Annotated in this window: 25 protein-coding genes; 16 read left to right on the top strand and 9 right to left on the bottom strand. The window is 71.6% G+C overall.

Annotated features, from left to right (window positions below):
• The first annotated feature begins 90 nt into the window (after nt 1–90).
• The 10 genes from ABZ479_RS32430 to ABZ479_RS32385 all read left to right on the top strand — a co-directional run bounded on the left by ABZ479_RS32430 (nt 91) and on the right by ABZ479_RS32385 (nt 8,344).
• Nucleotides 91–504: a Cg1360 family ATP-synthase-associated protein gene (locus ABZ479_RS32430; RefSeq protein WP_499602486.1), complete on the top strand. Its 414-nt coding sequence runs from the start codon at nt 91–93 to the stop codon at nt 502–504.
• A gap of 210 nt (nt 505–714) precedes the next feature.
• Nucleotides 715–1,545 carry a F0F1 ATP synthase subunit A gene (atpB, locus tag ABZ479_RS32425; RefSeq protein WP_026251816.1) on the top strand — a complete coding sequence of 277 codons (831 nt, stop codon included), beginning with the start codon at nt 715–717 and terminating at the stop codon, nt 1,543–1,545.
• Nucleotides 1,546–1,623: 78 nt separating this feature from the next.
• Entirely contained in the window at nt 1,624–1,866 is a 243-nt protein-coding gene (gene atpE, locus ABZ479_RS32420) for an ATP synthase F0 subunit C (protein ID WP_018563527.1), read from the top strand.
• A 44-nt stretch (nt 1,867–1,910) separates the two neighbouring features.
• Nucleotides 1,911–2,456 (top strand): F0F1 ATP synthase subunit B, encoded by a 546-nt coding sequence (locus tag ABZ479_RS32415; protein ID WP_499602484.1) that lies wholly within the window; start codon nt 1,911–1,913, stop codon nt 2,454–2,456.
• The gene (locus ABZ479_RS32410; RefSeq protein WP_500464883.1) at nt 2,453–3,268 is read left to right on the top strand and encodes a F0F1 ATP synthase subunit delta; all 816 of its coding nucleotides are present in this window, start codon (nt 2,453–2,455) and stop codon (nt 3,266–3,268) included. Before ABZ479_RS32415 ends, ABZ479_RS32410 begins: the two co-directional genes overlap by 4 nt.
• A gap of 89 nt (nt 3,269–3,357) precedes the next feature.
• Complete coding sequence (atpA, locus tag ABZ479_RS32405; RefSeq protein ID WP_499602481.1) at nt 3,358–4,929, top strand: F0F1 ATP synthase subunit alpha; 1,572 nt, start codon at nt 3,358–3,360, stop codon at nt 4,927–4,929.
• 2 nt (nt 4,930–4,931) lie between these two features.
• Nucleotides 4,932–5,849, top strand: a complete 918-nt coding sequence (locus ABZ479_RS32400; protein WP_499602478.1) for a F0F1 ATP synthase subunit gamma — start codon at nt 4,932–4,934, stop codon at nt 5,847–5,849.
• A gap of 2 nt (nt 5,850–5,851) precedes the next feature.
• The gene (gene atpD, locus ABZ479_RS32395; RefSeq protein WP_500464882.1) at nt 5,852–7,294 is read left to right on the top strand and encodes a F0F1 ATP synthase subunit beta; all 1,443 of its coding nucleotides are present in this window, start codon (nt 5,852–5,854) and stop codon (nt 7,292–7,294) included.
• Between the two features lie 123 nt (nt 7,295–7,417).
• A complete protein-coding gene (locus ABZ479_RS32390; protein ID WP_499602756.1) occupies nt 7,418–7,798 on the top strand; it encodes a F0F1 ATP synthase subunit epsilon in 381 nt (126 codons plus the stop codon).
• 99 nt (nt 7,799–7,897) lie between these two features.
• Nucleotides 7,898–8,344: a DUF2550 domain-containing protein gene (locus ABZ479_RS32385; protein WP_500464881.1), complete on the top strand. Its 447-nt coding sequence runs from the start codon at nt 7,898–7,900 to the stop codon at nt 8,342–8,344.
• 96 nt (nt 8,345–8,440) lie between these two features.
• Here ABZ479_RS32385 and ABZ479_RS32380 read toward each other — a convergent pair whose 3' ends face one another.
• The gene (locus tag ABZ479_RS32380; RefSeq protein WP_500464880.1) at nt 8,441–9,091 is read right to left on the bottom strand and encodes a response regulator; all 651 of its coding nucleotides are present in this window, start codon (nt 9,089–9,091) and stop codon (nt 8,441–8,443) included.
• The gene (locus ABZ479_RS32375) at nt 9,088–10,290 is read right to left on the bottom strand and encodes a sensor histidine kinase (RefSeq protein ID WP_500464879.1); all 1,203 of its coding nucleotides are present in this window, start codon (nt 10,288–10,290) and stop codon (nt 9,088–9,090) included. The genes ABZ479_RS32380 and ABZ479_RS32375 overlap by 4 nt, the downstream gene beginning before the upstream one ends.
• A 134-nt stretch (nt 10,291–10,424) precedes the next feature.
• Between ABZ479_RS32375 and ABZ479_RS32370 the strand changes: the two genes are divergently transcribed.
• Nucleotides 10,425–10,976 (top strand): hypothetical protein, encoded by a 552-nt coding sequence (locus tag ABZ479_RS32370; RefSeq protein ID WP_500464878.1) that lies wholly within the window; start codon nt 10,425–10,427, stop codon nt 10,974–10,976.
• Nucleotides 10,977–11,025: 49 nt separating this feature from the next.
• Here ABZ479_RS32370 and ABZ479_RS32365 read toward each other — a convergent pair whose 3' ends face one another.
• On the bottom strand, nt 11,026–11,598 hold the full coding sequence (locus ABZ479_RS32365) for a cob(I)yrinic acid a,c-diamide adenosyltransferase (protein ID WP_499602468.1): 573 nt from the start codon (nt 11,596–11,598) through the stop codon (nt 11,026–11,028).
• Between the two features lie 242 nt (nt 11,599–11,840).
• Here ABZ479_RS32365 and ABZ479_RS32360 point away from each other — a divergent pair, with 242 nt between their 5' ends.
• The 3 genes from ABZ479_RS32360 (at nt 11,841) to ABZ479_RS32350 (ending at nt 16,008) form a co-directional block, all read left to right on the top strand.
• Nucleotides 11,841–12,689 (top strand): 3-hydroxyacyl-CoA dehydrogenase family protein, encoded by an 849-nt coding sequence (locus ABZ479_RS32360; RefSeq protein WP_499602466.1) that lies wholly within the window; start codon nt 11,841–11,843, stop codon nt 12,687–12,689.
• A gap of 190 nt (nt 12,690–12,879) precedes the next feature.
• Nucleotides 12,880–13,203 carry an STAS domain-containing protein gene (locus tag ABZ479_RS32355; RefSeq protein ID WP_018563514.1) on the top strand — a complete coding sequence of 108 codons (324 nt, stop codon included), beginning with the start codon at nt 12,880–12,882 and terminating at the stop codon, nt 13,201–13,203.
• Nucleotides 13,204–13,425: 222 nt separating this feature from the next.
• Nucleotides 13,426–16,008 carry a P-loop NTPase family protein gene (locus ABZ479_RS32350; RefSeq protein WP_500464877.1) on the top strand — a complete coding sequence of 861 codons (2,583 nt, stop codon included), beginning with the start codon at nt 13,426–13,428 and terminating at the stop codon, nt 16,006–16,008.
• A 92-nt stretch (nt 16,009–16,100) separates the two neighbouring features.
• Here ABZ479_RS32350 and nucS read toward each other — a convergent pair whose 3' ends face one another.
• A complete protein-coding gene (gene nucS, locus ABZ479_RS32345) occupies nt 16,101–16,763 on the bottom strand; it encodes an endonuclease NucS (protein ID WP_499602464.1) in 663 nt (220 codons plus the stop codon).
• A gap of 186 nt (nt 16,764–16,949) precedes the next feature.
• Between nucS and ABZ479_RS32340 the strand changes: the two genes are divergently transcribed.
• Entirely contained in the window at nt 16,950–17,342 is a 393-nt protein-coding gene (locus ABZ479_RS32340; protein WP_499602463.1) for an SCO5389 family protein, read from the top strand.
• Between the two features lie 53 nt (nt 17,343–17,395).
• On the opposite strand, the gene ABZ479_RS32335 is transcribed toward ABZ479_RS32340, so the two are convergent.
• Nucleotides 17,396–18,421 (bottom strand): LLM class flavin-dependent oxidoreductase, encoded by a 1,026-nt coding sequence (locus ABZ479_RS32335; RefSeq protein WP_499602462.1) that lies wholly within the window; start codon nt 18,419–18,421, stop codon nt 17,396–17,398.
• A 212-nt stretch (nt 18,422–18,633) separates the two neighbouring features.
• Between ABZ479_RS32335 and ABZ479_RS32330 the strand changes: the two genes are divergently transcribed.
• Nucleotides 18,634–18,957 (top strand): Rv1322 family protein, encoded by a 324-nt coding sequence (locus ABZ479_RS32330; protein WP_500464876.1) that lies wholly within the window; start codon nt 18,634–18,636, stop codon nt 18,955–18,957.
• Nucleotides 18,958–18,985: 28 nt separating this feature from the next.
• Here ABZ479_RS32330 and ABZ479_RS32325 read toward each other — a convergent pair whose 3' ends face one another.
• The 4 genes from ABZ479_RS32325 to ABZ479_RS32310 all read right to left on the bottom strand — a co-directional run bounded on the left by ABZ479_RS32325 (nt 18,986) and on the right by ABZ479_RS32310 (nt 22,980).
• Nucleotides 18,986–19,855 carry an ABC transporter permease gene (locus ABZ479_RS32325; RefSeq protein WP_500464875.1) on the bottom strand — a complete coding sequence of 290 codons (870 nt, stop codon included), beginning with the start codon at nt 19,853–19,855 and terminating at the stop codon, nt 18,986–18,988.
• Nucleotides 19,852–21,102 (bottom strand): ABC transporter ATP-binding protein, encoded by a 1,251-nt coding sequence (locus ABZ479_RS32320; protein WP_500464874.1) that lies wholly within the window; start codon nt 21,100–21,102, stop codon nt 19,852–19,854. Before ABZ479_RS32320 ends, ABZ479_RS32325 begins: the two co-directional genes overlap by 4 nt.
• 113 nt (nt 21,103–21,215) lie before the next feature.
• The gene (locus tag ABZ479_RS32315) at nt 21,216–21,992 is read right to left on the bottom strand and encodes an ABC transporter permease (protein ID WP_500464873.1); all 777 of its coding nucleotides are present in this window, start codon (nt 21,990–21,992) and stop codon (nt 21,216–21,218) included.
• Between the two features lies 1 nt (nt 21,993).
• Nucleotides 21,994–22,980 (bottom strand): ABC transporter ATP-binding protein, encoded by a 987-nt coding sequence (locus tag ABZ479_RS32310; RefSeq protein WP_500464872.1) that lies wholly within the window; start codon nt 22,978–22,980, stop codon nt 21,994–21,996.
• Nucleotides 22,981–23,087: the final 107 nt, after the last annotated feature.

The raw sequence follows: 23,087 nt of genomic DNA, 5'->3' as shown, positions 1-23,087 counted from the left end.
GTCTTCCGGCGTGAGGCATGTCCCCGCCGCCGGGCTACGCTCGTCCTCGACGACCCCTGTACTCCCAACCTCGCCGGAGGAGCTGCCGCCATGCAGTCCAACGACGTCCGAACGCTCCTGAACTGCGCCGTGCCCGCCGCCGCCGCGGGGGTGATCGCGGTCGCTGTGTCCAGCGCGCTCGCGGGCGGCAAGGGCGCGATCGGCGCGGGCTTCGGCGCGGTGGTCGTGATCGCCTTCATGGGAATCGGTCTGACGGTGCTTCAGCGCACCGCCCGTTCCTATCCCTCGCTCTTCCAGGCGATGGGCCTGATGCTCTACACCGTGCAGCTGCTGCTGCTCGCCATCGTGCTGGCCGTGTTCAAGAACACGACGCTGTTCGACACCCAGGTGTTCGCGTTCACCCTGCTCGGCACGACCCTGGTGTGGATCGCCGCCCAGGCCCGTGCTCATATGAAGACCAAGATGCTGTACGTGGAGCCCGGCTCCGCCGGAACCCCGACGTGAAAAGCAGGGCCGGTGCAAGCGGGGTTCCGCTCGTTTGCTATCGTCCGGTCTCAACTGCGGCAGAGCTGGCGCGGGTGGCAGTCATGCCTTCGCAACAGCCCTTCGGCTCAGCGCCCACCCGCCGCCCCCACATCCGTAACACCAGTCCAGTGCCGTTCCGTGGCCGTGCGCCGCGCCGACACGTAGAGGTTGCCGTACCTATGCGCCACGCTGAAGGAGCTCTCGGTGAGTGATGTAACGACGCTCGCCTTCGAGACGAACTGCCACATCTTCGACGGGTGCGGCTTCCCGGCTCCCGGCCTGCACTCCTTCCTCTTCAAGCCGCTGATCGGCGACGGGGACAGCAGCGTCTACTTCAACAAGACGATGCTGCTGGCGCTGCTCGGCAGCATCGTGATCGTCGGCTTCTTCTGGGCTGCCTTCGCCAAGCCGAAGATCGTCCCGGGCAAGCTGCAGATGGTCGCCGAGGCCGGTTACGACTTCGTCCGCCGCGGCATCGTCTACGAGACGATCGGCAAGCGGGACGGCGAGAAGTACGTGCCCTTCATGGTCGCGTTGTTCTTCTTCGTCTGGATCATGAACCTCTGGTCGATCGTCCCGATCGCCCAGTTCCCCGTGACGGCGATCATCAGCTACCCGGCCGCGCTCGCCGCGATCGTGTACATCACGTGGATGTCGCTGACCTTCAAGAAGCACGGCTTCGTCGGGGGCTGGAAGAACATCACGGGCTACGACAAGAACCTCGGCGCGGTGCTGCCGATGGTCGTCGGCCTGGAGTTCCTCTCCAACGTGATCGTCCGGCCGTTCACCCACGCGGTGCGACTGTTCGCCAACATGTTCGCGGGTCACGTCCTGCTGCTGCTGTTCACCATCGCCAGCTGGTACCTGCTCAACGGGATCGGCATCGCCTACGCCAGCGTCTCGTTCGTGATGGTCATCGTCATGACCGCCTTCGAGCTCTTCATCCAGGCCGTCCAGGCGTACGTCTTCGTGCTGCTGGCCTGCTCGTACGTCCAGGGCGCGCTCGCCGAGCACCACTGAGCACCCGCACGACGCACAGCCCCCCGATTGTCCGGTGGCCAACCCCCACCGGTCCGTGAAAGAGAAGGAAGAAACAGCATGTCCGCTGTGAACCTCGCCGCCACCCAGATCCTCGGCAACCTGGGCTCCATCGGCTACGGCCTCGCGGCCATCGGCCCCGGCGTCGGCATCGGCATCATCTTCGGCAACGGTACGCAGGCCCTCGCCCGCCAGCCCGAGGCCGCCGGCCTGATCCGCGCCAACCAGATCCTCGGCTTCGCCTTCTGTGAGGCGCTCGCGCTGATCGGTCTGGTCATGCCGTTCGTCTACCCGACCTCCTGAGTCCGGGCTGACGAGACCAACCCCTTTCGACGGAAGGCACTGATGTGAACGCCCTGGCACAGCTGGCGGCCGAGGAGGCGGAGAACCCCCTCATCCCGCCGATCCCAGAGCTCGTCATCGGTCTCATCGCCTTCGCCATCGTCTTCTTCTTCCTCGCAAAGAAGCTGCTCCCGAACATCAACAAGGTTCTGGACGAGCGTCGCGAGGCCATCGAGGGCGGCATGGAGAAGGCCGAGGCCGCACAGGCCGAGGCTCAGCGGACCCTCGAGGAGTACAAGCAGTCGCTCGCCGAGGCCCGCCACGAGGCCGCGCGTCTGCGCCAGGAGGCGCAGGAGCAGGGCGCCGCGCTCATCGCCGAGATGCGTGCGGAAGGCCAGCGGCAGCGCGAGGAGATCATCGCGGCCGGCCACGCCCAGATCGAGGCCGACCGCCGGTCCGCCGCGCACGCCCTGCGCCAGGACGTCGGCAAGCTCGCCACCGACCTGGCCGGCAAGATCGTCGGTGAGTCCCTCGAGGACACCGCCCGTCAGAGCCGCGTGATCGACCGCTTCCTCGACGAGCTCGAGGAGAAGGCCGAGGCCGCGCGATGAACGGAGCGAGCCGCGAGGCACTGGCCACCGCGCGCGAGCGCCTCGACGCACTGACGGACAGCACGTCCGTCGACGCGGCGAAGCTCGCCGAGGAGCTGGCCGCCGTCACGGGGCTGCTCGACCGCGAGGGTTCGCTGCGCCGCGCCTTGACCGACCCGGCCCAGCCGGGTGAGGCCAAGGCGGGCCTGGCGCAGGCGGTCCTCGGCGGGCAGATCGGCGGCGAGACGTCCGACCTGGTCTCGGGCATGGTCCGCAGCCGCTGGTCGCAGTCGCGCGATCTCGCCGACGCGCTGGAGGAGCTTGCCTACAGCGCCGACCTGGTCGCCGCGGAGCGGGCGGGTCACCTCGACGGCGTCGAGGACGAGCTGTTCCGCTTCGGCCGCATCGTCTCCGGCAGCAGCGAGCTGCGGGCGGCGCTGACCGACCGCGCCGCGAGCACCCAGGCCAAGACGACCCTGCTGCACTCGCTGCTGGACGGCCGTGTCAACGCGGTCACCGAGCGGATCGTGGTCCGTCTCGTGACCCAGCCGCGAGGCCGTAGCCTGGAGGCAGGGATCGACGCCCTGTCCAAGCTGGCGGCGACGCGCCGTGACCGCACGGTCGCGGTCGTGGTCTCGGCGGTGCCGCTGAGCGACCGGCAGAAGCAGCGCCTCGGTGCCGCGCTGGCCACGATCTACGGCCGGCAGGTGCACCTGAACCTGGACGTGGACCCCGCGGTCCGCGGCGGCATCTCGGTTCGGGTCGGCGACGAGGTCATCGACGGGACCATCGCGGACCGCCTCGAAGAGGCGAGCCGGCGGATGGCCGGCTGAACCAGCCACCAACTCAAAGAGCAGTATCAGCGGCCCGAGTTGGGCCGTAGCGAATACTTCGGGCCCAACAAGGAGAGCAGGGAACCCAGATGGCGGAGCTCACGATCCGGCCGGAGGAGATCCGGGACGCGCTGGAGAACTTTGTCCAGTCGTACCAGCCGGACGCGGCCTCGCGCGAGGAGGTCGGAACGGTCAGCCTGGCCGGCGACGGTATCGCGAAGGTCGAGGGTCTGCCCTCGGCCATGGCGAACGAGTTGCTGAAGTTCGAGGACGGCACCCTCGGTCTCGCCCTCAACCTCGAGGAGCGCGAGATCGGTGCGATCGTCCTCGGCGAGTTCAGCGGCATCGAGGAGGGCCAGCCGGTGCGCCGCACCGGTGAGGTGCTCTCCGTCGCGGTCGGCGAGGGATACCTGGGTCGCGTCGTCGACCCGCTCGGCAACCCGATCGACGGCCTCGGCGAGATCGAGACCGACGGCCGCCGCGCCCTGGAGCTCCAGGCTCCCGGCGTCATGGCCCGTAAGTCCGTGCACGAGCCGATGCAGACCGGCCTCAAGGCCGTCGACGCGATGACCCCGATCGGCCGCGGCCAGCGCCAGCTGATCATCGGCGACCGCCAGACCGGCAAGACCGCCCTGGCGATCGACACGATCATCAACCAGCGCGACAACTGGCGTTCCGGCGACCCGAAGAAGCAGGTCCGCTGCATCTACGTCGCCATCGGCCAGAAGGGCTCCACCATCGCGGGCGTGCGCGCCTCGCTGGAGGAGGCAGGCGCCCTGGAGTACACGACGATCGTCGCGGCTCCGGCGTCCGACCCGGCCGGCTTCAAGTACCTCGCCCCGTACACCGGCTCGGCCATCGGCCAGCACTGGATGTACCAGGGCAAGCACGTCCTGATCGTCTTCGACGACCTGAGCAAGCAGGCCGACGCCTACCGCGCCGTGTCCCTGCTGCTGCGCCGCCCGCCGGGTCGTGAGGCCTACCCGGGTGACGTCTTCTACCTGCACTCCCGTCTGCTGGAGCGCTGCGCCAAGCTCTCCGACGAGCTGGGCGCCGGCTCGATGACCGGTCTGCCGGTCGTCGAGACCAAGGCCAACGACGTGTCGGCGTTCATCCCGACCAACGTCATCTCCATCACCGACGGCCAGTGCTTCCTGGAGTCCGACCTGTTCAACGCGGGCCAGCGCCCGGCGCTGAACGTCGGTATCTCGGTCTCCCGAGTCGGTGGCTCGGCGCAGATCAAGGCCATGAAGTCGGTCGCCGGCCGCCTGCGCGTGGACCTCGCCCAGTACCGCGAGCTCGAGGCGTTCGCCGCCTTCGGTTCCGACCTGGACGCGGCCTCCAAGGCGCAGCTGGAGCGCGGCAAGCGCATGGTCGAGCTGCTGAAGCAGGGCCAGTACGCCCCGTTCCCGATCGAGGACCAGGTCGTCTCCATCTGGGCCGGCACCACCGGCAAACTGGACGACGTCCCGGTCGAGGACATCCGCCGCTTCGAGCGCGAGCTGCTGGACTACCTCCGCCGCGAGAAGAAGGACCTGCTGCTGAGCATCGCCGAGACCGGCAAGCTCGGCGACGACACCGTCGAGGCCCTGACCGACGCGGTCGCGGAGTTCAAGAAGCAGTTCGAGACCTCGGACGGCAAGCTGCTGGGTGAGGGCTGAGCATGGGCGCCCAGCTTCGGGTATACAAGCGCCGCATCAAGACCGTCACCGCGACGAAGAAGATCACGAAGGCGATGGAGATGATCTCCGCGTCCCGGATCGTCAAGGCCCAGCGCCAGGTCGCGGCATCGTCCCCGTACGCCGACGAGCTCACCCGGGCCGTCGCGGCGGTCGCGACCGGTTCCAACACGAACCACCCGCTGACCACCGAGGCCGAGAACCCGACCCGTGCCGCGGTGCTGCTCGTCACGAGCGACCGCGGTCTGGCCGGCGGCTACTCGTCCAACGCGATCAAGGCTGCCGACCGGCTCACCGAGCGGCTGCGCGCGGAGGGCAAGGAGGTCGTGCACTACATCATCGGCCGCAAGGGCGTGGCGTACTACGGCTTCCGTGAGCGCCCGATCGCCGGCTCGTGGACCGGGTTCACCGACAAGCCGGCCTACGCGGACGCCAAGTCCGTGGCCGACCCGCTGATCGACCAGGTCCTCAAGGACACGGCCGAGGGCGGCGTCGACGAACTGCACATCGTCTTCACGGAGTTCGTGTCGATGCTGACGCAGGCGCCGGTGGAGAGGCGGCTGCTGCCGCTGTCCCTGGACGACGCCACCGGTGGCGAGGCCCGCAAGGAGGGGGAGATCCTCCCCCTGTACGACTTCGAGCCGTCGGCGGAGGGCGTCCTGGACGCGCTGCTGCCGCGGTACGTCGAGAGCCGGATCTTCAACGCGCTGCTGCAGGGTGCCGCTTCCGAGCACGCCGCCCGCCGCCGCGCGATGAAGTCGGCGACCGACAACGCCGAGGAGCTCATCAAGACGCTCACGCGGCTTGCCAACCAGGCCCGCCAGGCCGAAATCACCCAGGAAATCAGCGAGATCGTCGGTGGCTCCAGCGCCCTGGCCGACGCGTCTGCGGGGAGTGACTAAACATGACCACCACTGTTGAGACGGCCGCTGCCACGGGCCGCGTCGCCCGGGTCATCGGCCCGGTCGTCGACGTGGAGTTCCCCGTCGACGCCATGCCGGAGATCTACAACGCCCTCCACGTCGAGGTCGCCGACCCGGCCGAGGACGGCAAGAAGAAGACGCTGACCCTCGAGGTCGCCCAGCACCTGGGTGACGGCCTGGTCCGCGCCATCTCCATGCAGCCCACCGACGGCCTGGTCCGCCAGTCCGTGGTGACCGACACGGGCACGGGCATCACCGTCCCGGTCGGCGACTTCACCAAGGGCAAGGTGTTCAACACCCTCGGTGAGGTGCTGAACCTGCCCGAGGAGAACGCCAACGTCGGCGAGCGCTGGGCGATCCACCGCAAGGCCCCGAAGTTCGAGGACCTCGAGTCGAAGACCGAGATGTTCGAGACCGGCCTGAAGGTCGTCGACCTGCTGACCCCGTACGTCAAGGGCGGCAAGATCGGCCTGTTCGGCGGCGCCGGTGTCGGCAAGACCGTCCTCATCCAGGAAATGATCATGCGTGTGGCGAAGCTGCACGAGGGCGTTTCCGTGTTCGCCGGCGTCGGCGAGCGCACCCGTGAGGGCAACGACCTCATCCAGGAGATGGAGGAGTCGGAGGTCCTCGACAAGACCGCGCTGGTCTTCGGTCAGATGGACGAGCCCCCGGGCACCCGTCTCCGTGTGGCGCTGGCCGGTCTGACCATGGCGGAGTACTTCCGCGATGTGCAGAAGCAGGACGTGCTGTTCTTCATCGACAACATCTTCCGCTTCACCCAGGCCGGCTCCGAGGTCTCCACGCTGCTCGGCCGCATGCCCTCCGCGGTGGGTTACCAGCCGAACCTCGCGGACGAGATGGGCCTCCTCCAGGAGCGCATCACCTCGACCCGTGGTCACTCGATCACCTCGATGCAGGCGATCTACGTCCCCGCGGACGACCTGACCGACCCGGCGCCGGCGACCACCTTCGCCCACCTGGACGCGACGACCGTTCTGTCGCGTCCGATCTCGGAGAAGGGCATCTACCCGGCGGTCGACCCGCTGGACTCGACGTCCCGCATCCTGGACCCCCGCTACATCGCGGCGGACCACTACGAGTGCGCCATGCGCGTCAAGGGGATCCTGCAGAAGTACAAGGACCTCCAGGACATCATCGCGATCCTCGGTATCGACGAGCTGGGCGAGGAGGACAAGCTCACCGTCCACCGCGCCCGCCGCATCGAGCGCTTCCTGTCGCAGAACACCCACGCGGCGAAGCAGTTCACCGGTGTGGACGGCTCGGACGTCCCGCTGGAGGAGTCGATCTCCGCGTTCAACGCCATCGCCGACGGAAAGTACGACCACTTCCCTGAGCAGGCGTTCTTCATGTGCGGTGGCATCGAGGACCTCGAGCGCAACGCCCGCGAGCTCGGCGTCAGCTGACACCCGTAGCCCGACGGCTCACCGTGGCAGGGGGCGGACCCTGTGTCCGCCCCCTTGCCGCACCCCCGTTATCCTTTGTTTTATGCACCCGCCGGACGGCGGCGGGTGCCGACCCGAGGAGCCATCTTGGCTGAGCTGCACGTCGAGCTGGTCGCAGCGGACCGCAACGTCTGGTCCGGCGCGGCCACACTTGTCGTCGCACGCACCGAGTCCGGCGACATCGGCGTCATGCCGAACCACGAGCCGCTGCTGGGAGTGCTCCAGTCCGGCCCGGTGACCATCCGCACCGGCGAGGGCGGCACCGTCGTCGCGGCGGTGCACGGAGGCTTCATCTCCTTCGCGGACAACAAGCTCTCGGTGCTGGCGGAGATCGCCGAGCTCGCCGAGGAGATCGACGTCCAGCGTGCGGAGCGGGCCCTGGAGCGCGCGAAGGCCGACGCCGACGCCGCCGGCGAGCGACGGGCCGAGGTCCGGCTGATCGCCGCGACCAGCGGGTCGCGCTGAGCACCCGGCCCACTGGGCCATGAGCCGCGGGAGGCCCGTGAGGGTGTCCCGCGGCTGCAGTATCCCTATTCGTGACACGGAGCGAGGAGGTCGGTGGGCGTGATCCTCGCTTTTCAGGTGTGCGGGGCCCTGGTGGCGCTTGCGCTGCTGGGGCTGTTCATCTTCGGGCTGCGGCGCCGGCTGATCCAGCGGCCCGGCGGCACCTTCGACTGCAGCCTGCGGATGTCGCCCACCGCTGCCGGTGAGCCCTCGGGCAAGGGCTGGGCCTACGGCGTCGCCCGCTACAGCGGTGACCGGATCGAGTGGTTCCGGGTCTTCTCCTACGCGCCCCGGCCGCGCCGGGTGCTGGAGCGCTCCGCCATCGAGGTGCTGCACCGGCGCCTCCCGGAGGGGCAGGAGGAGCTGGCGCTCCTCTCCGACGCCGTCATCCTGGTCTGCGAGCACCGCGGCACCCGTCTGGAACTCGCCATGAGCGACGACGCCCTCACCGGCTTCCTCGCCTGGCTCGAGGCCGCCCCTCCGGGGCAGCGGGTGAACGTCGCCTAGCAGTCCGCTTCGGCCCTCCCGGCTGCGGGTCCCCCAGGACGAAGTCCGGGGCGGGGTGAACGTCGCCTGACAGGCGCCGTCCGGTCCTGCGCGGTCCTACGGTCGTACCGACAGCCCCAACTCCTGCGCGAGCACCGCTGCCTGCACGCGGCTGCGCAGCTCCAGCTTGGCCAGCATGCGGCTGACGTGCGTCTTCGCCGTGGCCTCCGCCATCTCCAGGTGTGCCGCGATCTCCGCGTTGGACAGGCCCTGGCCCACGCAGACCAGCACCTCGCGCTCCCGGGGCGTCAGCGTGCCGAGGGCGGCGTGGTCGGCGGCCGGACGCGGCCGCGGGCGGGCGAACTCGCCGATCAGCCGGCGGGTCACCGCGGGCGCGATCATCCCCTCGCCGCGGGCCACCAGCCGTACGCCCTCGATCAGCAGGTCCGCCTCGGTGTCCTTCAGGAGGAATCCCGCGGCGCCCGCGCGCAGCGCCCCGAAGACGTACTCGTCCAGGTCGAACGTGGTGAGGACGAGCACGTCGGCGAGTCCCTCCGCGACGACCTCCCGGGTGGCGGAGACCCCGTCCAGCCGGGGCATCTGGAGGTCCATGAGGATCACGTCGGGACGCAGCTCGCGGGCGAGGCGGACCGCGGCTTCCCCGTCGGCCGCCTCGCCGACCACCTCGATGTCGGGCACCGAACCCAGGATGAGCACCAGTCCCGCGCGTACGGCGGACTGGTCCTCGGCGACCACCACCCGGATCATGCGCTCCCCTCCATGGGCAGTACCGCCCGTACCCGCCACGTCGTGCCCTCCCGGCCCGCCTCGAAGGTGCCGCCCAGCAACTCGGTGCGCTCCCGCATGCCGATCAGCCCGCTGCCGGAGCCGGGGGCCCGGGGGCCCGGCCGGTGCGCGGCGGCGCCGTTCCGGCAGGGGCTCGCCACGGTCACCGTCAGGGCCATGCCGTCCTGCTCCAGAATGACGGGCACCTCGCCCGGCGACGCGTGCTTCAGGACGTTGGTCAAGGACTCCTGCACGATCCGGTAGGCCGCCAGCTCCACCGGCGCGGGCAGCGTGGCGGCACCCTCGGGGCGCGCGTCGCGCAGCACGAAGGCCGAGTGCGGGGCCGCCGCGCGCATCTGCCGCAGGAGCACGTCCAGACCGGCCAGCCGCGGGACGGCGGCCGGCTCCCCCTCCTCGCCCGCCGAGTCGCGCAGCAGCCCGATCAGCCGGCGCATCTCGGACAGGCCCTCCACGCTGTTCTGCCGGATGACCGCCAGTGCCTGGCGGGCCGGGCCCTCCTGGCGGTCCAGGGACAGCGCGGCGGTGGAGTGGACGGCGATCGCGGAGAGGTGGCCCGCCACCATGTCGTGCAGTTCGCGGGCCATCCGGGCCCGCTCGCGGCCCACCGCCTCCCGGCGGTCCAGCTCGGCCAGGAGCGCGGTCTGCTCCGCGCGCAGCCGTTCGTGGGCGGCCTCGTCGCGGTGCCGCCGTACGATCGCGCCCGTCGAGGCGGGGGCCACCGAGACCAGGGCGCCGACCACACCGATGAGCAGGGACTCGGCGACCGGGTGCACCGCCACGGCGGTGGCGGTGAGGGCCGCCGTGCCGAGCACGCTGCCGACCGGGACGACCCGGGCCAGCCGCTTCGGCCCGTACAGGACTGCGGCGTACACCAGGTCGGTGAACATCAGCACGGTCACCAGCAGCGAGCCGATCACGAAGTCCGCGCAGAAGGCGAGGACGCCGACGGCGATCGCGGCGCCGGGCGCGGTCCGGCGCAGCAGCTCGCATCCGGCCATGATCGCCAGCGGCAGCAGGGGCAGCCAGGGACGGTTGCCCGCCGGATGGTTCCCGGAGTAGGTGTACAGCCCGAACGCCCACATCGTGAGGCCCCCGGCGAGCCCCGCCACGGCGATCAGCACGTCGTCGCGGTGCGGGCGCCGGGCGGCGGTGGTCGTCATGGGCCCATCCCAGCACGCGGCGCGGACGGCGCGCGTCCGCCCGGGGGCGGAGCCGGCGCCTACACCGAAGGTTGCAGCCGGGTCTCATCAGCGCCGACGACGCCTCCCGCGGGGCGGTGGGGGAGCCTTGCGGCATGTTGGTGACGCTGATCATCGCGTGCGAGATCGCCTTCTGGGTGCTGCTCGGCGCCGGGCTCGCCGTGCGCTACCTGCTGCGCCGGCCCCGGACGGGTGCGGCACTGCTGCTGTGCGTGCCCCTGGTGGACCTGGTGCTGCTCGCCGCCGCCGTGGCCGACCTGCGCGACGGCGGCGATGCCGCCGCCCGGCACGGTCTGGCCGCCGTCTACGTCGGCTTCTCGGCCGGCTACGGCCACTCCGTCGTCCGCTGGGCCGACGCCCGGTTCGCGCACCGTTTCGCGGGCGGGCCGAAGCCGCCGCCGGCGCCGAAGTACGGCCGGGCCCGGGCCGTGCACGAGTGGCGGCTGCTCGGCCGTACCGCGGTGTCCGCCGCCGTCGCCGCGGCGCTGCTGCAGCTGGCCGTGTGGCTTGTGGCGGACGCCTCGCGCACGGCGGCCCTGGGGGAGTGGCAGGGGCGGATGGCGGTGACGGCGGGGATCCACGCCGTCATCGCGGCGAGCTACACGCTGTGGCCCAAGCGGGAGCCGGCCGTCCGTCCGCGTACCTGAGCGGGCGAGGCCGGCCCTCCGCGTCGTCGCGGCCGGCGGGCGCGGTCGGTCAGCGGTTCTCGCCGGGCACCCACAGCACGTCGCCGACCTCCTTGTTGGCCGTCCGGGCCAGGATGAACAGCAGGTCGGACAGCCGGTTGAGGTAGGTGGCGGTGAGCGGGTTCATCGTCTCGCCGTGCTCCTCCAGCGCGGTCCACGTGGAGCGCTCGGCGCGCCGGACGACCGTGCACGCCTGGTGGAGCAGCGCGGCGCCCGGGGTGCCGCCGGGCAGGATGAAGCTGCGCAGCTTCTCCAGCTCCTCCAGGAAGCGGTCGCAGTCCGCCTCCAGCCGGTCCACGTAGGACTGCTCGACGCGCAGCGGCGGGTACTTGGGGTCGGGCACGACCGGCGTCGCAAGGTCGGCGCCGACGTCGAAGAGGTCGTTCTGGACCCGTACGAGGACGGACGCGACCTCCTGCGGGAGCGCGCCGAGCGCGAGGGCCACACCGATCGCCGCGTTGGCCTCGTTGGCGTCCGCGTAGGCCGAGATGCGGCTGTCGGTCTTGGCGGTGCGGCTCATGTCGCCGAGGGCGGTGGTGCCGTCGTCCCCGGTCCGCGTGTAGATGCGCGTCAGATTGACCATGTGTCGAGCGTAGTCAGGCCGCGCCCCGGGCGCGCCCGGTGGCGGGCCCGCGGCCGGGGGCGGCGGAAGCAGACTCCGGGGGCGGTCCCGGTCAAACTGGACGCGCAGCGGCAGCAACTGGGCGCCGGGGCCCTCAACTGTGCGACGAAGGACACAGGGTGACCCGCCTCTCTTCCTGCTGCGCTCCGTTGTGAAGCGGCGTTAAGGTCCCGGCAACAGCATCGAGAAGATTGGTGTGTGCCGTGGCGAAGAAGCTCGCCGTCATCGGAGCCGGCCTGATGGGCTCCGGCATCGCGCAGGTGTCCGCACAGGCGGGCTACGAGGTCGTCCTGCGTGACATCACGGACGAGGCGCTGGCCCGCGGCAAGGGCGGGATCGAGGCGTCCTACGGGAAGTTCGTCGCCAAGGGCAGGCTCACCGCCGAGGACGCGGACGCCGCGCTCGCGCGCATCACCACCACCACCGACCTGGACGCGGCCGCCGACGCCGACATCGTCGTCGAGGCCGTCTTCGAGAAGATCGAGGTCAAGCAGGAGATCTTCCGCGCCCTCGACAAGATCGCCAAGGCGGACGCGGTGCTGGCCTCCAACACCTCCGCCATCCCGATCACCAAGATCGCGGCGGTGACGGAGCGCCCGGAGAGCGTGGTCGGCACCCACTTCTTCTCGCCGGTGCCGCTCATGCAGCTGTGCGAGCTGGTCCGCGGCTACAAGACCGGCGACGAGACCCTGGCGCGCGCCAAGGCCTTCGCCGAGGAGATCGGCAAGACGACCATCGTGGTCAACCGGGACGTGGCCGGCTTCGTCACCACCCGGCTGATCGCGGCGCTGGTCGTCGAGGCCACCAAGCTCTACGAGTCGGGCGTCGCCACGGCGGAGGACATCGACGTCGCCTGCAAGCTCGGCTTCGGCCACGCGATGGGCCCGCTGGCGACCGCCGACCTCACCGGGGTCGACATCCTGCTGCACGCCGCCGACAACATCTACACCGAGTCCCAGGACGAGAAGTTCGCCCCGCCGGAGCTCATGCGGCGCATGGTGGACGCGGGCGCGCTCGGCCGCAAGAGCGGCGAGGGCTTCTACCGGTACTGACGGAGCGTCAACCAGAAGGGCCCGGCCCGGTGCGGACGACCGGCGGGCTGGGCCCCTCGGACCCCTCCTGTCACTCGCAAGGGTGAATTCGGTATCGGTTCGCTCACAGACGGCAACCTCTTCGTACGACGGACCGTCAGTTACGTAGAACCACGGCAGTTTCCACCCATTCACTCCACGGGGAGGCGTAATGCACATCAGGGGCGATCACGCCGAGCTGGTCGTCGGGGGCCGCCTCGACGTCCGCACCGCGGCGGACGCCCGCAAGGTCCTGCACAGCGCGGTGGACGGCGGCCACGGCGACCTCGTGCTCGACCTGACCGAACTCGACTCGTGGGACGCGACGGGCCTGGGGGTCATCATGGGGGCGCACCGCCGCTGCGGCCGGGCGGACCGGCGCCTCGTCCTGCGGGGCGTGCCCGCGCAGATGCAGCGCCTGCTGGTCGCCACGAGGCTGCACCGCATCCTGGTCATCGAGGGGGGAATCGCGGCAGAAGCACTGCCGCGGACCTAGGGCACCGACCGGGCGCGCCGCCACGGAAGCGGCAACCCCGGACAGATTCGGGCGCAAGGGCGGCATGGCCGCCCTGGGCTTCGCACATACTGTGGGAAGGTTTAGGGTTCGGTTCCGGCGTGCCTCAACCCCGTACGCCGAGGAGGGGAGCCGGACCGGTCCAACGGCGGAACCGCGGGCCCGGTGGGGCCCCGCTGCGACGCACATGGGGGGCGGAGACTAATGGACCCACACGGACCCGACATGACCGGTGACGAGTACGGCGCACTACAGGACTCCACGAGCCCGGCCGAGCTGCCGCCCGCCGTCGGCGCGGAGGACGGCACCCTGCCGGTCCCGCGTCCCGGCCGGCCGCCGCGCGAACCGCTCGCCCTCGAGGTCGGGGCGGGCACGGCGGACGGCGACGCGCCACGCGTCGTCGAACTCGTCGTGGGCGACTGCAAGCTGACCCTCAACCCCGTCGACGGCAGCGAGGTCAGCTCCCTCGCCCCCGCCGACCTGCCCGCACCCGTACGGCGTACGGCGGAGGGACGCGCCGCGCTGACCGCCGCCGCCCGGCCGTCGGTGCCGCCGGGGCCGCGCGCTCCCGAGCTTCCGCTGCTGGAGCGGGAGGAGGAACGCGAGCGCCTGGTGCGGCTGCTCTCCCGGGGCCGCTCGGTGCGCGTCACCGGGCCCTCCGGCGCCGGCCGCAGCGTGCTGCTCGACGTCGTCGCCGAGGCCTGCGAGGACCTCGCCCCCGACGGCGTGATCCGGCTCTCCGGCTACCGGCGGACCCCCAGCGACCTGCTGCAGGAACTGTTCGGCACCGTCTACGACGCCGATGACCACCGCCCCGACCGCGGCCGGTTGCTGGAGCTGCTGCGCAACGTCGGCGCGGTCGTCGTCCTGGACGACCTGGAGTTCGGCGGTGCCTCCCTGGAGGAACTGCTCGCGGCGGCGCCCGAGTGCGCCTTCGTCCTGTCGGCCACGCCCGACGTGCCGGCCCCCGCCACCGACTCCCTGGTCGAGGAGGTCTTCCTCCCCGGACTGACCCGGGTCGCCTGCCTGGAACTGCTGGAGCTCTCCGCCGGCCGCCCCCTGGAGGAGGACGAGACCGCCTGGGCGGCGGACCTGTGGTTCGAGTCCGAGGGTCTGCCGCTGCGCTTCGTCCAGGCCGGCGCACTGCTGCGGCAGCGCGACGCCCTCGGGGCGGAGATCCTCGCGGCCGACGAGTCGGTGTGGGGTGACGTCGAGGCCGACGGACTCCCCGTCGACGCGCCCTTCGGCGCCGACCCGGCCGCGTCGGCCTCGCACGTGCCGCTGCCCTCGCTCGCCGAGAGCGCCGCCCCGGCCGCCCTGCTCGCCTCCCGCCTCGGCGCCTCGGCCCAGGAGGCCCTGCGCTTCGCCGTGGCCCTGGGTGGCGAGTGCCCGCACCAGTCGCACCTTCCGGCACTCGTCGGCGAGACCCACGGCGACGCCGCGCTCGGCGAGATCGTGGCCGTCGGGCTCGCCGTGCCCGTCGCCGCGCACCACCGCCTCGCGGCGGGCGTGGCCCGGCAACTCGCCCTCGTGGACGGTCTCGCGGCCGAGGCCGCCGCCGAGGGCTCCCCGCAGGCGCTGGCCGCCGCGCAGCACTACGCCTGGTGGGCCGGGCACCCCTCGGTCACCCCGCGGCGCGTCGCCGCCGAGGCGGAGGCCATCCTGGCCGCCCTCGGCGCCGCCCGCGACGGCGGCCATGCCAGCGCCGCGGTGCTCCTGGCCCGTACGGTGGCGCCCGTCCTCGCCGCCGCCATGCACTGGAGCGCGTGGGAGCGTGCGCTGCGCGTCGGCCAGGAGGCCGCCCGGCTCGCCGGGGAGGTGGCCGAGGAGGCGTACTTCCTCCACGAACTCGGCGTCCTGGCGCTGTGCACGGGCAACCTGGACCGGGCCCGCAGCGAGCTGGAGGCCTCGATAGCCCTGCGCGGCGCCCTGGCGGACCGCCAGGGCACCACGGTGGGGCGGCGGACCCTCGCGCTCGTCGTGGACCGGGAGGGCGGTCCTGTGCCCGGCACGGGCCTCGCGGGCGTCGAGACCCCGGCGACGGGCACCGACATGTCCGAGGCGCCGACGACGATCATCGGCAAGGGCCTGGCCGCGGCGGCCACCGCCCCGCGCCGCGTCCTGACCGGCTCGCGCCGCAACCTCGCCGCCGCCGGTGCGGGGGCCCTGCTGGCCGCCGTGCTCGGCACCGTCGTCACCCTCGGCACGACGGCCTCCGGGGGCGACCAGAACACCCCCATGAACGTGAAGCCGGTCGAGACCGCACAGGAGGACAACGCGGACGACGGCCTCCCGGCCGAGGACATCCCGAGCCCCGGCTCCAGCCAGCGGCCCCGGCCCTCCGCGAGCGGCAGCGACACCGCGACCACGCCGGCGGCCGGCACCGGCGGTGCCGGGTCCGTGTCCGGTGGCGGCTCCGGCGGCTCCGGCGGCACCGACGGCGGGGACGGCGGCGGCTCCTCGACGGGCGGCGGCGCGGCCGGCGGCGGCTCCGGCGGTGGCTCGCACGGCGGTGGCACGGGCGGCAACCAGACCGGGGGAGGGAACACGGGCGGCAGCCACTCCGGCGGCTCGGGCGACCCGACCGACGGCGGCACGACGGACGGCGGTTCGACCGGAAGCCCGTCCCCGTCGGATTCGGGCACTCCCACACCCACCCCGACCGAGACCGGAACCGACGGCGGCACCGACGACGGCGGCACCACGGCCAGCGCGAGCGCTCCCGACGGTTCCGCGACCGGCACCGATCTGCCCGGCGTCCCGGACGCCTCCGGCACGATCGCCTGACGAGGCGCGGCCCGTCGGCCGGTGCCCGGTGCGCCCGCCCGGGCCGCGCGCCGTCCTCGCCCCACCGTCCGGCGGGGCGAGGACGGCGTCCCTCAGAAGAGGCGGAGCTTGTCGTCCTCGATGCCGCGCAGCGCGTCGTAGTCGAGGACGACGCAGTCGATGCCGCGGTCCGTGGCGAGGACCCGCGCCTGCGGCTTGATCTCCTGGGCCGCGAAGACGCCCTTCACGGGCGCCAGCAGGGGGTCCCGGTTGAGGAGTTCGAGGTAGCGGGTGAGCTGCTCGACGCCGTCGATCTCGCCGCGGCGCTTGATCTCGATCGCGACGGTCGTGCCGGACGCGTCCCGGCACAGGATGTCCACCGGGCCGATGGCGGTCGGGTACTCGCGGCGTACCAGGCTCCACCCCTCGCCGAGCACCTCCATGCGGTCGGCCAGCAACTCCTGGAGGTGGGCCTCGACGCCGTCCTTGATCAGGCCGGGGTCGACGCCGAGTTCGTGGGTGGAGTCGTGCAGCACTTCCTCGATGGTGATGATCAGCTGCTCGCCGGCCTTGTTGGTGACCGTCCAGACCCCGTCCTCGCCCTCCTTGAGCGTGCAGGGCGGCGACATCCAGTTCAGCGGCTTGTAGGCACGGTCGTCGGCGTGGACGGAGACACTGCCGTCGGCCTTGACCAGGAGCAGCCTGGTCGCCGACGGCAGATGGGCGGAGAGCCGGCCCGCGTAGTCCACGGAGCAACGGGCGATGACGAGACGCATGGTCGGCAACGTTACTCGCTACCGGGCGCGGTCGGAAAATGGCCTGTTGTGAGCGCTCCCGCCTAGTGTCGTGGGACCTCTCCGCCTACGGTTGTGGGTGGAGGCCGTCGCGCGGGAGAACTCTGGGCGGCTTCTCTCCGTAGTCCGTCTGACTCCTCGGACAGGGGGGTCACGAGAGGAGTACTCATGTCGCTCGACGTCTCACCGGCCCTCCTCGAACAGGCCGAGCGAGGCGAGGTCGACGAACGGGAGTTCGTCGACTGCGTCCGGACTTCCCTGCCTTACGCATGGGACATGATCAGCTCTCTGGCGGCACAACTCAAGGTGGACGGCGGCCAGTTCGCCGACAACCAGGTACCCCCGCCGGACGAGCACGCGCGCGGTCAGCTGCTCCGCGCCCTGGCGAGTGACGCGATACGGGGGGCCCTGCAGCGGCACTTCGGGGTCCGGCTGGCGTTCCAGAACTGCCACCGGGTCGCGGTGTTCCCGCTGGACCCGGCGGTCGACGAGCGTTACGCCACCTTCACCTCCGTACGCGCACAGCTGCTGAACCAGTCCCCGGAGCTGCGGGACTGCTGAACCGGGCAGGGTGCTCCCGCCGTTGGTCGCACCACTGCTCTTTGATGTTTCAATCAGGCCAATTGCGGGAGCACTTCGCCACCGAGCCGCGCCACGTTCTCCTCGGTGGCCGCGAGATCGCCGGAGCCCTCGACCAGCAGGGCGAAGCGGCGGATGCCGGTCCGCTCGGCGGTGGCGGCCAGACGGTCGGCGCACAGCGCCGGCGGGCCCACCGGGTGGAGATCGCAGAGGAGTTCGGTGTAGGCGAGCGGATCGCGCATCGTCCGGGGCCGGCCGTCGACCGTGCGGTGCGCGGCGAGGCCCCGCTGGAGCCAGCCGGGCATCGCCTTGGTGAGGGTCTCCACGGCGTCCGCGCGGCGGTCCGCGATCTGCACGACGCCCGCCGAGACGTGTTCCGCGGCGGCCACCATTTCGGGTGAAAGCCCCGCATCGCGCGCCTCCGCCTGCCACATTGCGACCATGGCAGTTTTGTCCTCGTCGCCGCAGTGCATGCCGAGCAGCATCGGCAGACCCCTGCGCGCCGCGAGCCGGACGCTGCCCGGCGAGGTGCAGGCGACGACGACCGGCGGCCCGCCGGGCGCCTCGAACTCGTCCGCCCGCGGCACGACATCGACCTCGCGGAAGGCGAATCGTTCACCCGAGGCCCCCACGCGGGGCTCGCGCAGCCAACGCAGCAGCAGGTCCAGCGACTCGGGGAAACCGCTCTCGAAGGCGGCGAGTCCGGCGCCGAAGACCTCCAGGTCCACCCAGGGACCGCCGCGGCCCACGCCCAGCGTGAAACGGCCGCCCGAGGTGATGTGCAGCAGCGCCGCCTGCTCCCCGAGTGCCACGGGATGCGCGGTCGGCAGCACGCTCACGGCCGTCCCGATCCCGATCCGGCGCGTCCTGCCCAGCAGCAGCGCGGCGAGCGTCACGGCCGACGGGCACACGCCGTACGGCACGAAGTGGTGCTCCGCCAGCCATACGGAGTCCAGCCCGGCCTTCTCCGCCGCCTCCGCGGTCCGCACCGCGCGGTGCAGTGCCTCCCCCGGTCCCTGCCCCGGGAACTGGGCGGCGAGGACGAAAGTACCGACACGCATCGTGCTTCACACCTTCCTCGGTGGCCCGACACGGCTCCCCTACCGGCATTAACGCCTGACACGTGCCAAAGGCACGGCCCGGCCGCCGCGATTTCATGATTTTCCAGATGATGGCCGGAATGGGGGATGTCCGATCGGGTACCCGGCACGGTGCGCGCTACGCGTACGCTGGGAAGCGGTCCGAGTCCCCCGAACGCATGAGGTGTGTGCCCGTGTCCCCGCGCCGAAACCGCCCGCGAGGCGCCGCCGGCAGAGCCGAGGAGCCTCCCGAGGCCGGACCGGGCCGCGGTCCGGAGCGCGTGGAGAGCTGGCGGGGCGAGCAGTGGAGCGTCCGCCAACTGGCCGGGAGCACCGGCGGCAAGCACTACCGCTGCCCCGGCTGCGACCAGGAGATCCCGCCGGGCGTGGGCCACTTGGTGGCCTGGCCCGAGTACGGCGGCGTGGAGGACCGGCGCCACTGGCACACCGCCTGCTGGAACGCGAGGGACCGCCGGGGCGCACGGCTCCAGCGGTCCCGCAACGCCCCCAGGTACTGAGCGGGGAGCGGAAGCCCGGTGACCCGGGTCAGACGTCGCGCTTGGCGAGCGCCGCGTAGGCCGCGCCCAGGGCGACGGCCGTGACGATCGCGAGTACGATCAACTGGCGCACGCCGTCGGCGTCCCCGTTCTCCAGCATCGGCATCTGGTAGAGCGACGCGATGGCGTTGGGGGAGGAGTACTCGATCAGCTTCTCCTGCACCGTGTGCAGGCCGTCCGACTGCATGAAGATCGCGATGATCAGCGGCAGCAGGACCACGCCCATCATCGTGGTGATCGCGCCGGCGGAGTGCCGCAGGAGCGCGCCCACGGCCAGCGAGAGCAGCCCGAGCAGGGCCACGTAGAGGCCGACGCCGACGGTGGCCCCGAGCCACTGGCTGCCGCTGGCGGTGGTGAAGCCGTCCTCGACGACCAGCCGGGGGCCGAGGAAGGAACCCTCGCCCACCGGCTTGCCGCCGAAGGTGGCGTAGTTCATCAGCGCGGTCAGCGCGCAGGCCACGGTGGTGACGGTGAAGGTCAGCGCGAAGAAGACGATCGCCTTCGCGGCGAGCACCCGGCCGCGCTGCGGGCAGGCGGTCAGGGTCGTGCGGATCATGCCGGTGCCGTACTCGGAGCTGATCACCAGCACGCCGAGCGTCATGACGCAGAGCTGGCCGAGGAGCACCCCGAACAGGCCGAAGCCGAGCACCGGGTCGGTGACGATGTCGGACGAGGACAGGCCGACGATCAGCAGGTTGATCCCGAGGATCAGCACCAGCATGACGCCGAGCGTCCAGATCGTGGAGCGCACCGTGCGGATCTTGGTCCACTCGGACCTCAGCGCGTGGCCGAGGTGGGTCCGCTCCACCGGGACGGCGGAGGAGAACTGCGGGGCCGGGATGTGGACGGGGGCGGTCATCGGGCGTCCTCGACGGGCTGGGTCGGCTGCGGGGCGGGCGGGGCGGGCGGCACGGCCGGCGCCGCGGGCACGGCCGGTGGCACGGACGCACCGGGCGGAACCGGCGGCTGCGCGTAGGGGTTCGGGGACGCGCCCGGTGCCGCGCCGGGACCGGGCGGCACCGGCGGTCCGTACGGCTGCACCGGGGGCTGCGGGTGCCCGTAGCCGTACCCGTACGGCGGCTGCGGGGGGACGGGCTGCGGGCCGGGCTGCGGCCACGGGCCCTGCGGCGGCATGCCCCAGCCACCGGGCACCGGCGCACTGGCGGGCTGTTGCAGGCCCTGCCGGGGGTCGGCCGTGGAGCGGTAGTCCACGGCGCCGTTGGTGAGGCGCATGTAGGCCTCCTCGAGCGAGGCCTGGTGGGGGGAGAGCTCCCACAGCCGCACCTCGGCCTCGTACGCGAGGTCGCTGATCCGCGGCAGTTCCAGACCGGTCACGCGCAGTGCGCCGTCCTGCTCCTGCTGCACCTGCGCGCCCGCGCCGGTCAGCGCCTTCGCCAGCTTCTCGCGGTCCGCGGCCACGTCCGGGGTGCGGACCATCGCGAAGCCGGTGGAGTTGCCGGCGATGAAGTCCTTGACGCTCGTGTCGGCCAGCAACTGGCCGCGGCCGATCACGATCAGGTGGTCGGCGGTCAGCGCCATCTCGCTCATCAGGTGCGAGGAGACGAAGACGGTACGGCCCTCAGAGGCCAGCTTGCGCATCAGGTGGCGCACCCAGTGGATGCCCTCCGGGTCCAGCCCGTTGACCGGTTCGTCGAAGAGCAGCACCTCCGGGTCGCCCAGCAGCGCCGCAGCGATGCCGAGGCGCTGCCCCATGCCCAGGGAGAACCCCTTGGAGCGCCGGCCCGCGACGTCCTGAAGGCCCACGACGCCCAGCACCTCGTCCACCCGGCGGGCCGGGATCCCGGACAACTGGGCCAGGCACAGGAGGTGCTGGCGCGCGCTGCGCCCGCCGTGCACGGCCTTGGCGTCCAGCAGCGCGCCCACCCGGCGCGGGGCGTTGGGCAACTGGCGGAACGGCCGGCCGCCGATGGTCACCTGTCCCGCGGTCGGGGTGTCCAGGCCCAGGATCATCCGCATCGTGGTCGACTTCCCGGAGCCGTTGGGCCCCAGGAAGCCGGTCACCATGCCGGGCCGCACCTGGAACGACAGGTTGTGGACGGCCGTCTTGCTGCCGTAGGTCTTGGTGAGGCCGACTGCCTCGATCATGCTCCGCCCCTCGACGAACAGTCCGCGGGGCGGCGCTCGCCCCCGTGAGTATCAGGAGGCTAGCGGGGCGGGATCGGTTCCCGCCCCGTGAGGCCCGAAACGTCCCGGTGCGGTCAGGCGTCCCGCTTCTTCAGCAGCGCGTAGCCGCCGATCAGTACGACGATCACCCACAGCGCCATGATGCCGAGTCCGCCCCACGCGCTGTACGGGGCGGGGTCGTCCGGGGCGATCGTGGCCCGCATGATCTTGCTGCCGGCCTGGTCCGGGAAGTACCGGGCCACCTCCTTGGCGCCCGGCACGGCCGAGAGGATCCCGGAGATCAGGAAGAAGAAGGGGATGAGGATGCCCAGCGAGACCAGCGGGCTGCGCAGCATCGTCGCGACGCCGACCGCGAAGAGCACCATCAGCGTCATGTAGAGGCCGGCCCCGAAGACCGCGCGCAGCACACCGGGGTCGCTGATCGAGGTGGCGAGGTCACCGCCGAGGATGGCCTGGCCGATGAAGAAGGAGACGAAGCTGACGATCACCCCGAGGACGAAGGTGATGCCGGCGGCGACGGCGACCTTGGAGAGGTAGAAGGTCGCGCGCTGCGGCACCGCCGAGAGCGAGGCCCGGATCATGCCCGTGCTGTACTCGCTGGAGATGATCAGCACGCCGAAGGTGATCAGCGCGAGCTGACCGAGGAAGAGACCGGACAGGCTCTGGCTGGTGGCGTCGAACTGGGCGCGCGCACCCTCTTCGATGGTGTCCCACTGGGTACGGAAGAGCAGGCAGAACAGACCGCTGATGACGATGGTCAGGACGGCGGCCGACGCCAGCGTCCACACGGTCGACCGGACGGTCCTGACCTTGGTCCACTCCGACTGCAGAACAGCGGTGGTCGCTGCCATGTCAGGCTTCCTTTCCGGCGCTGGTGTTCCAGGCGGAGCCCCACTGGGGTGCGGGAGCGGCGGCCTCGCCGTGCTCCGCCGCGGGCCCACCGGCGTGGTACTCCACCGACTCGGCGGTGAGTTGCATGAAGGCCTGCTCCAGCGAGGCCTGCTGGGGGCTGAGCTCGTGCAGCACCAGCTGGTTGCGGGCGGCCAGTTCGCCGATCTTGGCGGATTCCGCACCCTCGATCTCGAAGGCGCCCTCGTCGCCGATCACGGCGGTGATCGACGCGGCGGCCAGCGCGTCCTTGAACTTCTCCGGTTCCGGGGTGCGGACGCGCACGTAGGAGCGGGAGTTCTCGGCGATGAAGTCCGCCATCGTCGTGTCCGCCATCAGCTTCCCGCGACCGATCACGATCAGGTGCTCGGCGGTCAGCGCCATCTCGCTCATGAGGTGGCTGGAGACGAAGATCGTGCGGCCCTGGGCGGCCAGCCCCTTCATCAGGTTGCGGATCCAGTGGATGCCCTCCGGGTCCAGTCCGTTGACCGGCTCGTCGAACATCAGGATCTCGGGGTCGCCGAGCAGCGCCGCGGCGATGCCGAGGCGCTGGCCCATGCCCAGGGAGAAGCCCTTGGAGCGCTTCTTCGCGACGGGGGCGAGACCGACGATCTCCAGCACCTCGTCGACCCGGCGGGCCGGGATGCGGTTGGACTGCGCCAGGCACAGCAGGTGGTTGTGGGCCGTGCGACCACCGTGGATGGCCTTGGCCTCCAGCAACGCCCCGATGTGTTTGAGCGGTTCGTGGAGCTCGCGGTAGTGCTTGCCGTCGATGCGGATGCTGCCGCTGGACGGATTGTCCAGGTCCAGCATCATGCGCATCGTCGTCGACTTCCCTGCCCCGTTGGGGCCGAGGAAGCCGGTGACCACCCCCGGCCGCACCGTGAAGGTGAGGTCGTCCACCGCGGTCTTGTCGCCGTACCGCTTGGTCAGCCCCTGCAGCTCGATCATGCCGCATACACTATTTGGCCGCGGCGCGCGATGCACGCGGAATTCCCGCCCCCGTTTGCGCTCCCCGGACGTGCGCGAGCCCCCCGCCGAGGAGGCGGGGGGCTCGC

This window comes from Streptomyces sp. NPDC005722 (genome assembly GCF_040630935.1).
In the GTDB taxonomy this organism is placed as follows: Bacteria; Actinomycetota; Actinomycetes; order Streptomycetales; family Streptomycetaceae; genus Actinacidiphila.
Note: the sequence above shows the minus strand (reverse complement) of the source record. Positions and strands in the feature narration are given on the sequence as shown.

Bases quoted from the DNA above. Each gene is read 5' to 3' on its own strand.
- ABZ479_RS32430 (WP_499602486.1), top strand. From the start codon at position 91: ATGCAGTCCAACGACGTCCGAACGCTCCTGAACTGCGCCGTGCCCGCC.
- atpE (WP_018563527.1), top strand. From the start codon at position 1,624: ATGTCCGCTGTGAACCTCGCCGCCACCCAGATCCTCGGCAACCTGGGC.
- ABZ479_RS32410 (WP_500464883.1), top strand. From the start codon at position 2,453: ATGAACGGAGCGAGCCGCGAGGCACTGGCCACCGCGCGCGAGCGCCTC.
- atpA (WP_499602481.1), top strand. From the start codon at position 3,358: ATGGCGGAGCTCACGATCCGGCCGGAGGAGATCCGGGACGCGCTGGAG.
- ABZ479_RS32400 (WP_499602478.1), top strand. From the start codon at position 4,932: ATGGGCGCCCAGCTTCGGGTATACAAGCGCCGCATCAAGACCGTCACC.
- atpD (WP_500464882.1), top strand. From the start codon at position 5,852: ATGACCACCACTGTTGAGACGGCCGCTGCCACGGGCCGCGTCGCCCGG.
- ABZ479_RS32380 (WP_500464880.1), bottom strand. From the start codon at position 9,091: ATGATCCGGGTGGTGGTCGCCGAGGACCAGTCCGCCGTACGCGCGGGA.
- ABZ479_RS32375 (WP_500464879.1), bottom strand. From the start codon at position 10,290: ATGACGACCACCGCCGCCCGGCGCCCGCACCGCGACGACGTGCTGATC.
- ABZ479_RS32370 (WP_500464878.1), top strand. From the start codon at position 10,425: ATGTTGGTGACGCTGATCATCGCGTGCGAGATCGCCTTCTGGGTGCTG.
- ABZ479_RS32365 (WP_499602468.1), bottom strand. From the start codon at position 11,598: ATGGTCAATCTGACGCGCATCTACACGCGGACCGGGGACGACGGCACC.
- ABZ479_RS32355 (WP_018563514.1), top strand. From the start codon at position 12,880: ATGCACATCAGGGGCGATCACGCCGAGCTGGTCGTCGGGGGCCGCCTC.
- ABZ479_RS32350 (WP_500464877.1), top strand. From the start codon at position 13,426: ATGGACCCACACGGACCCGACATGACCGGTGACGAGTACGGCGCACTA.
- nucS (WP_499602464.1), bottom strand. From the start codon at position 16,763: ATGCGTCTCGTCATCGCCCGTTGCTCCGTGGACTACGCGGGCCGGCTC.
- ABZ479_RS32340 (WP_499602463.1), top strand. From the start codon at position 16,950: ATGTCGCTCGACGTCTCACCGGCCCTCCTCGAACAGGCCGAGCGAGGC.
- ABZ479_RS32335 (WP_499602462.1), bottom strand. From the start codon at position 18,421: ATGCGTGTCGGTACTTTCGTCCTCGCCGCCCAGTTCCCGGGGCAGGGA.
- ABZ479_RS32325 (WP_500464875.1), bottom strand. From the start codon at position 19,855: ATGACCGCCCCCGTCCACATCCCGGCCCCGCAGTTCTCCTCCGCCGTC.
- ABZ479_RS32320 (WP_500464874.1), bottom strand. From the start codon at position 21,102: ATGATCGAGGCAGTCGGCCTCACCAAGACCTACGGCAGCAAGACGGCC.
- ABZ479_RS32315 (WP_500464873.1), bottom strand. From the start codon at position 21,992: ATGGCAGCGACCACCGCTGTTCTGCAGTCGGAGTGGACCAAGGTCAGG.
- ABZ479_RS32310 (WP_500464872.1), bottom strand. From the start codon at position 22,980: ATGATCGAGCTGCAGGGGCTGACCAAGCGGTACGGCGACAAGACCGCG.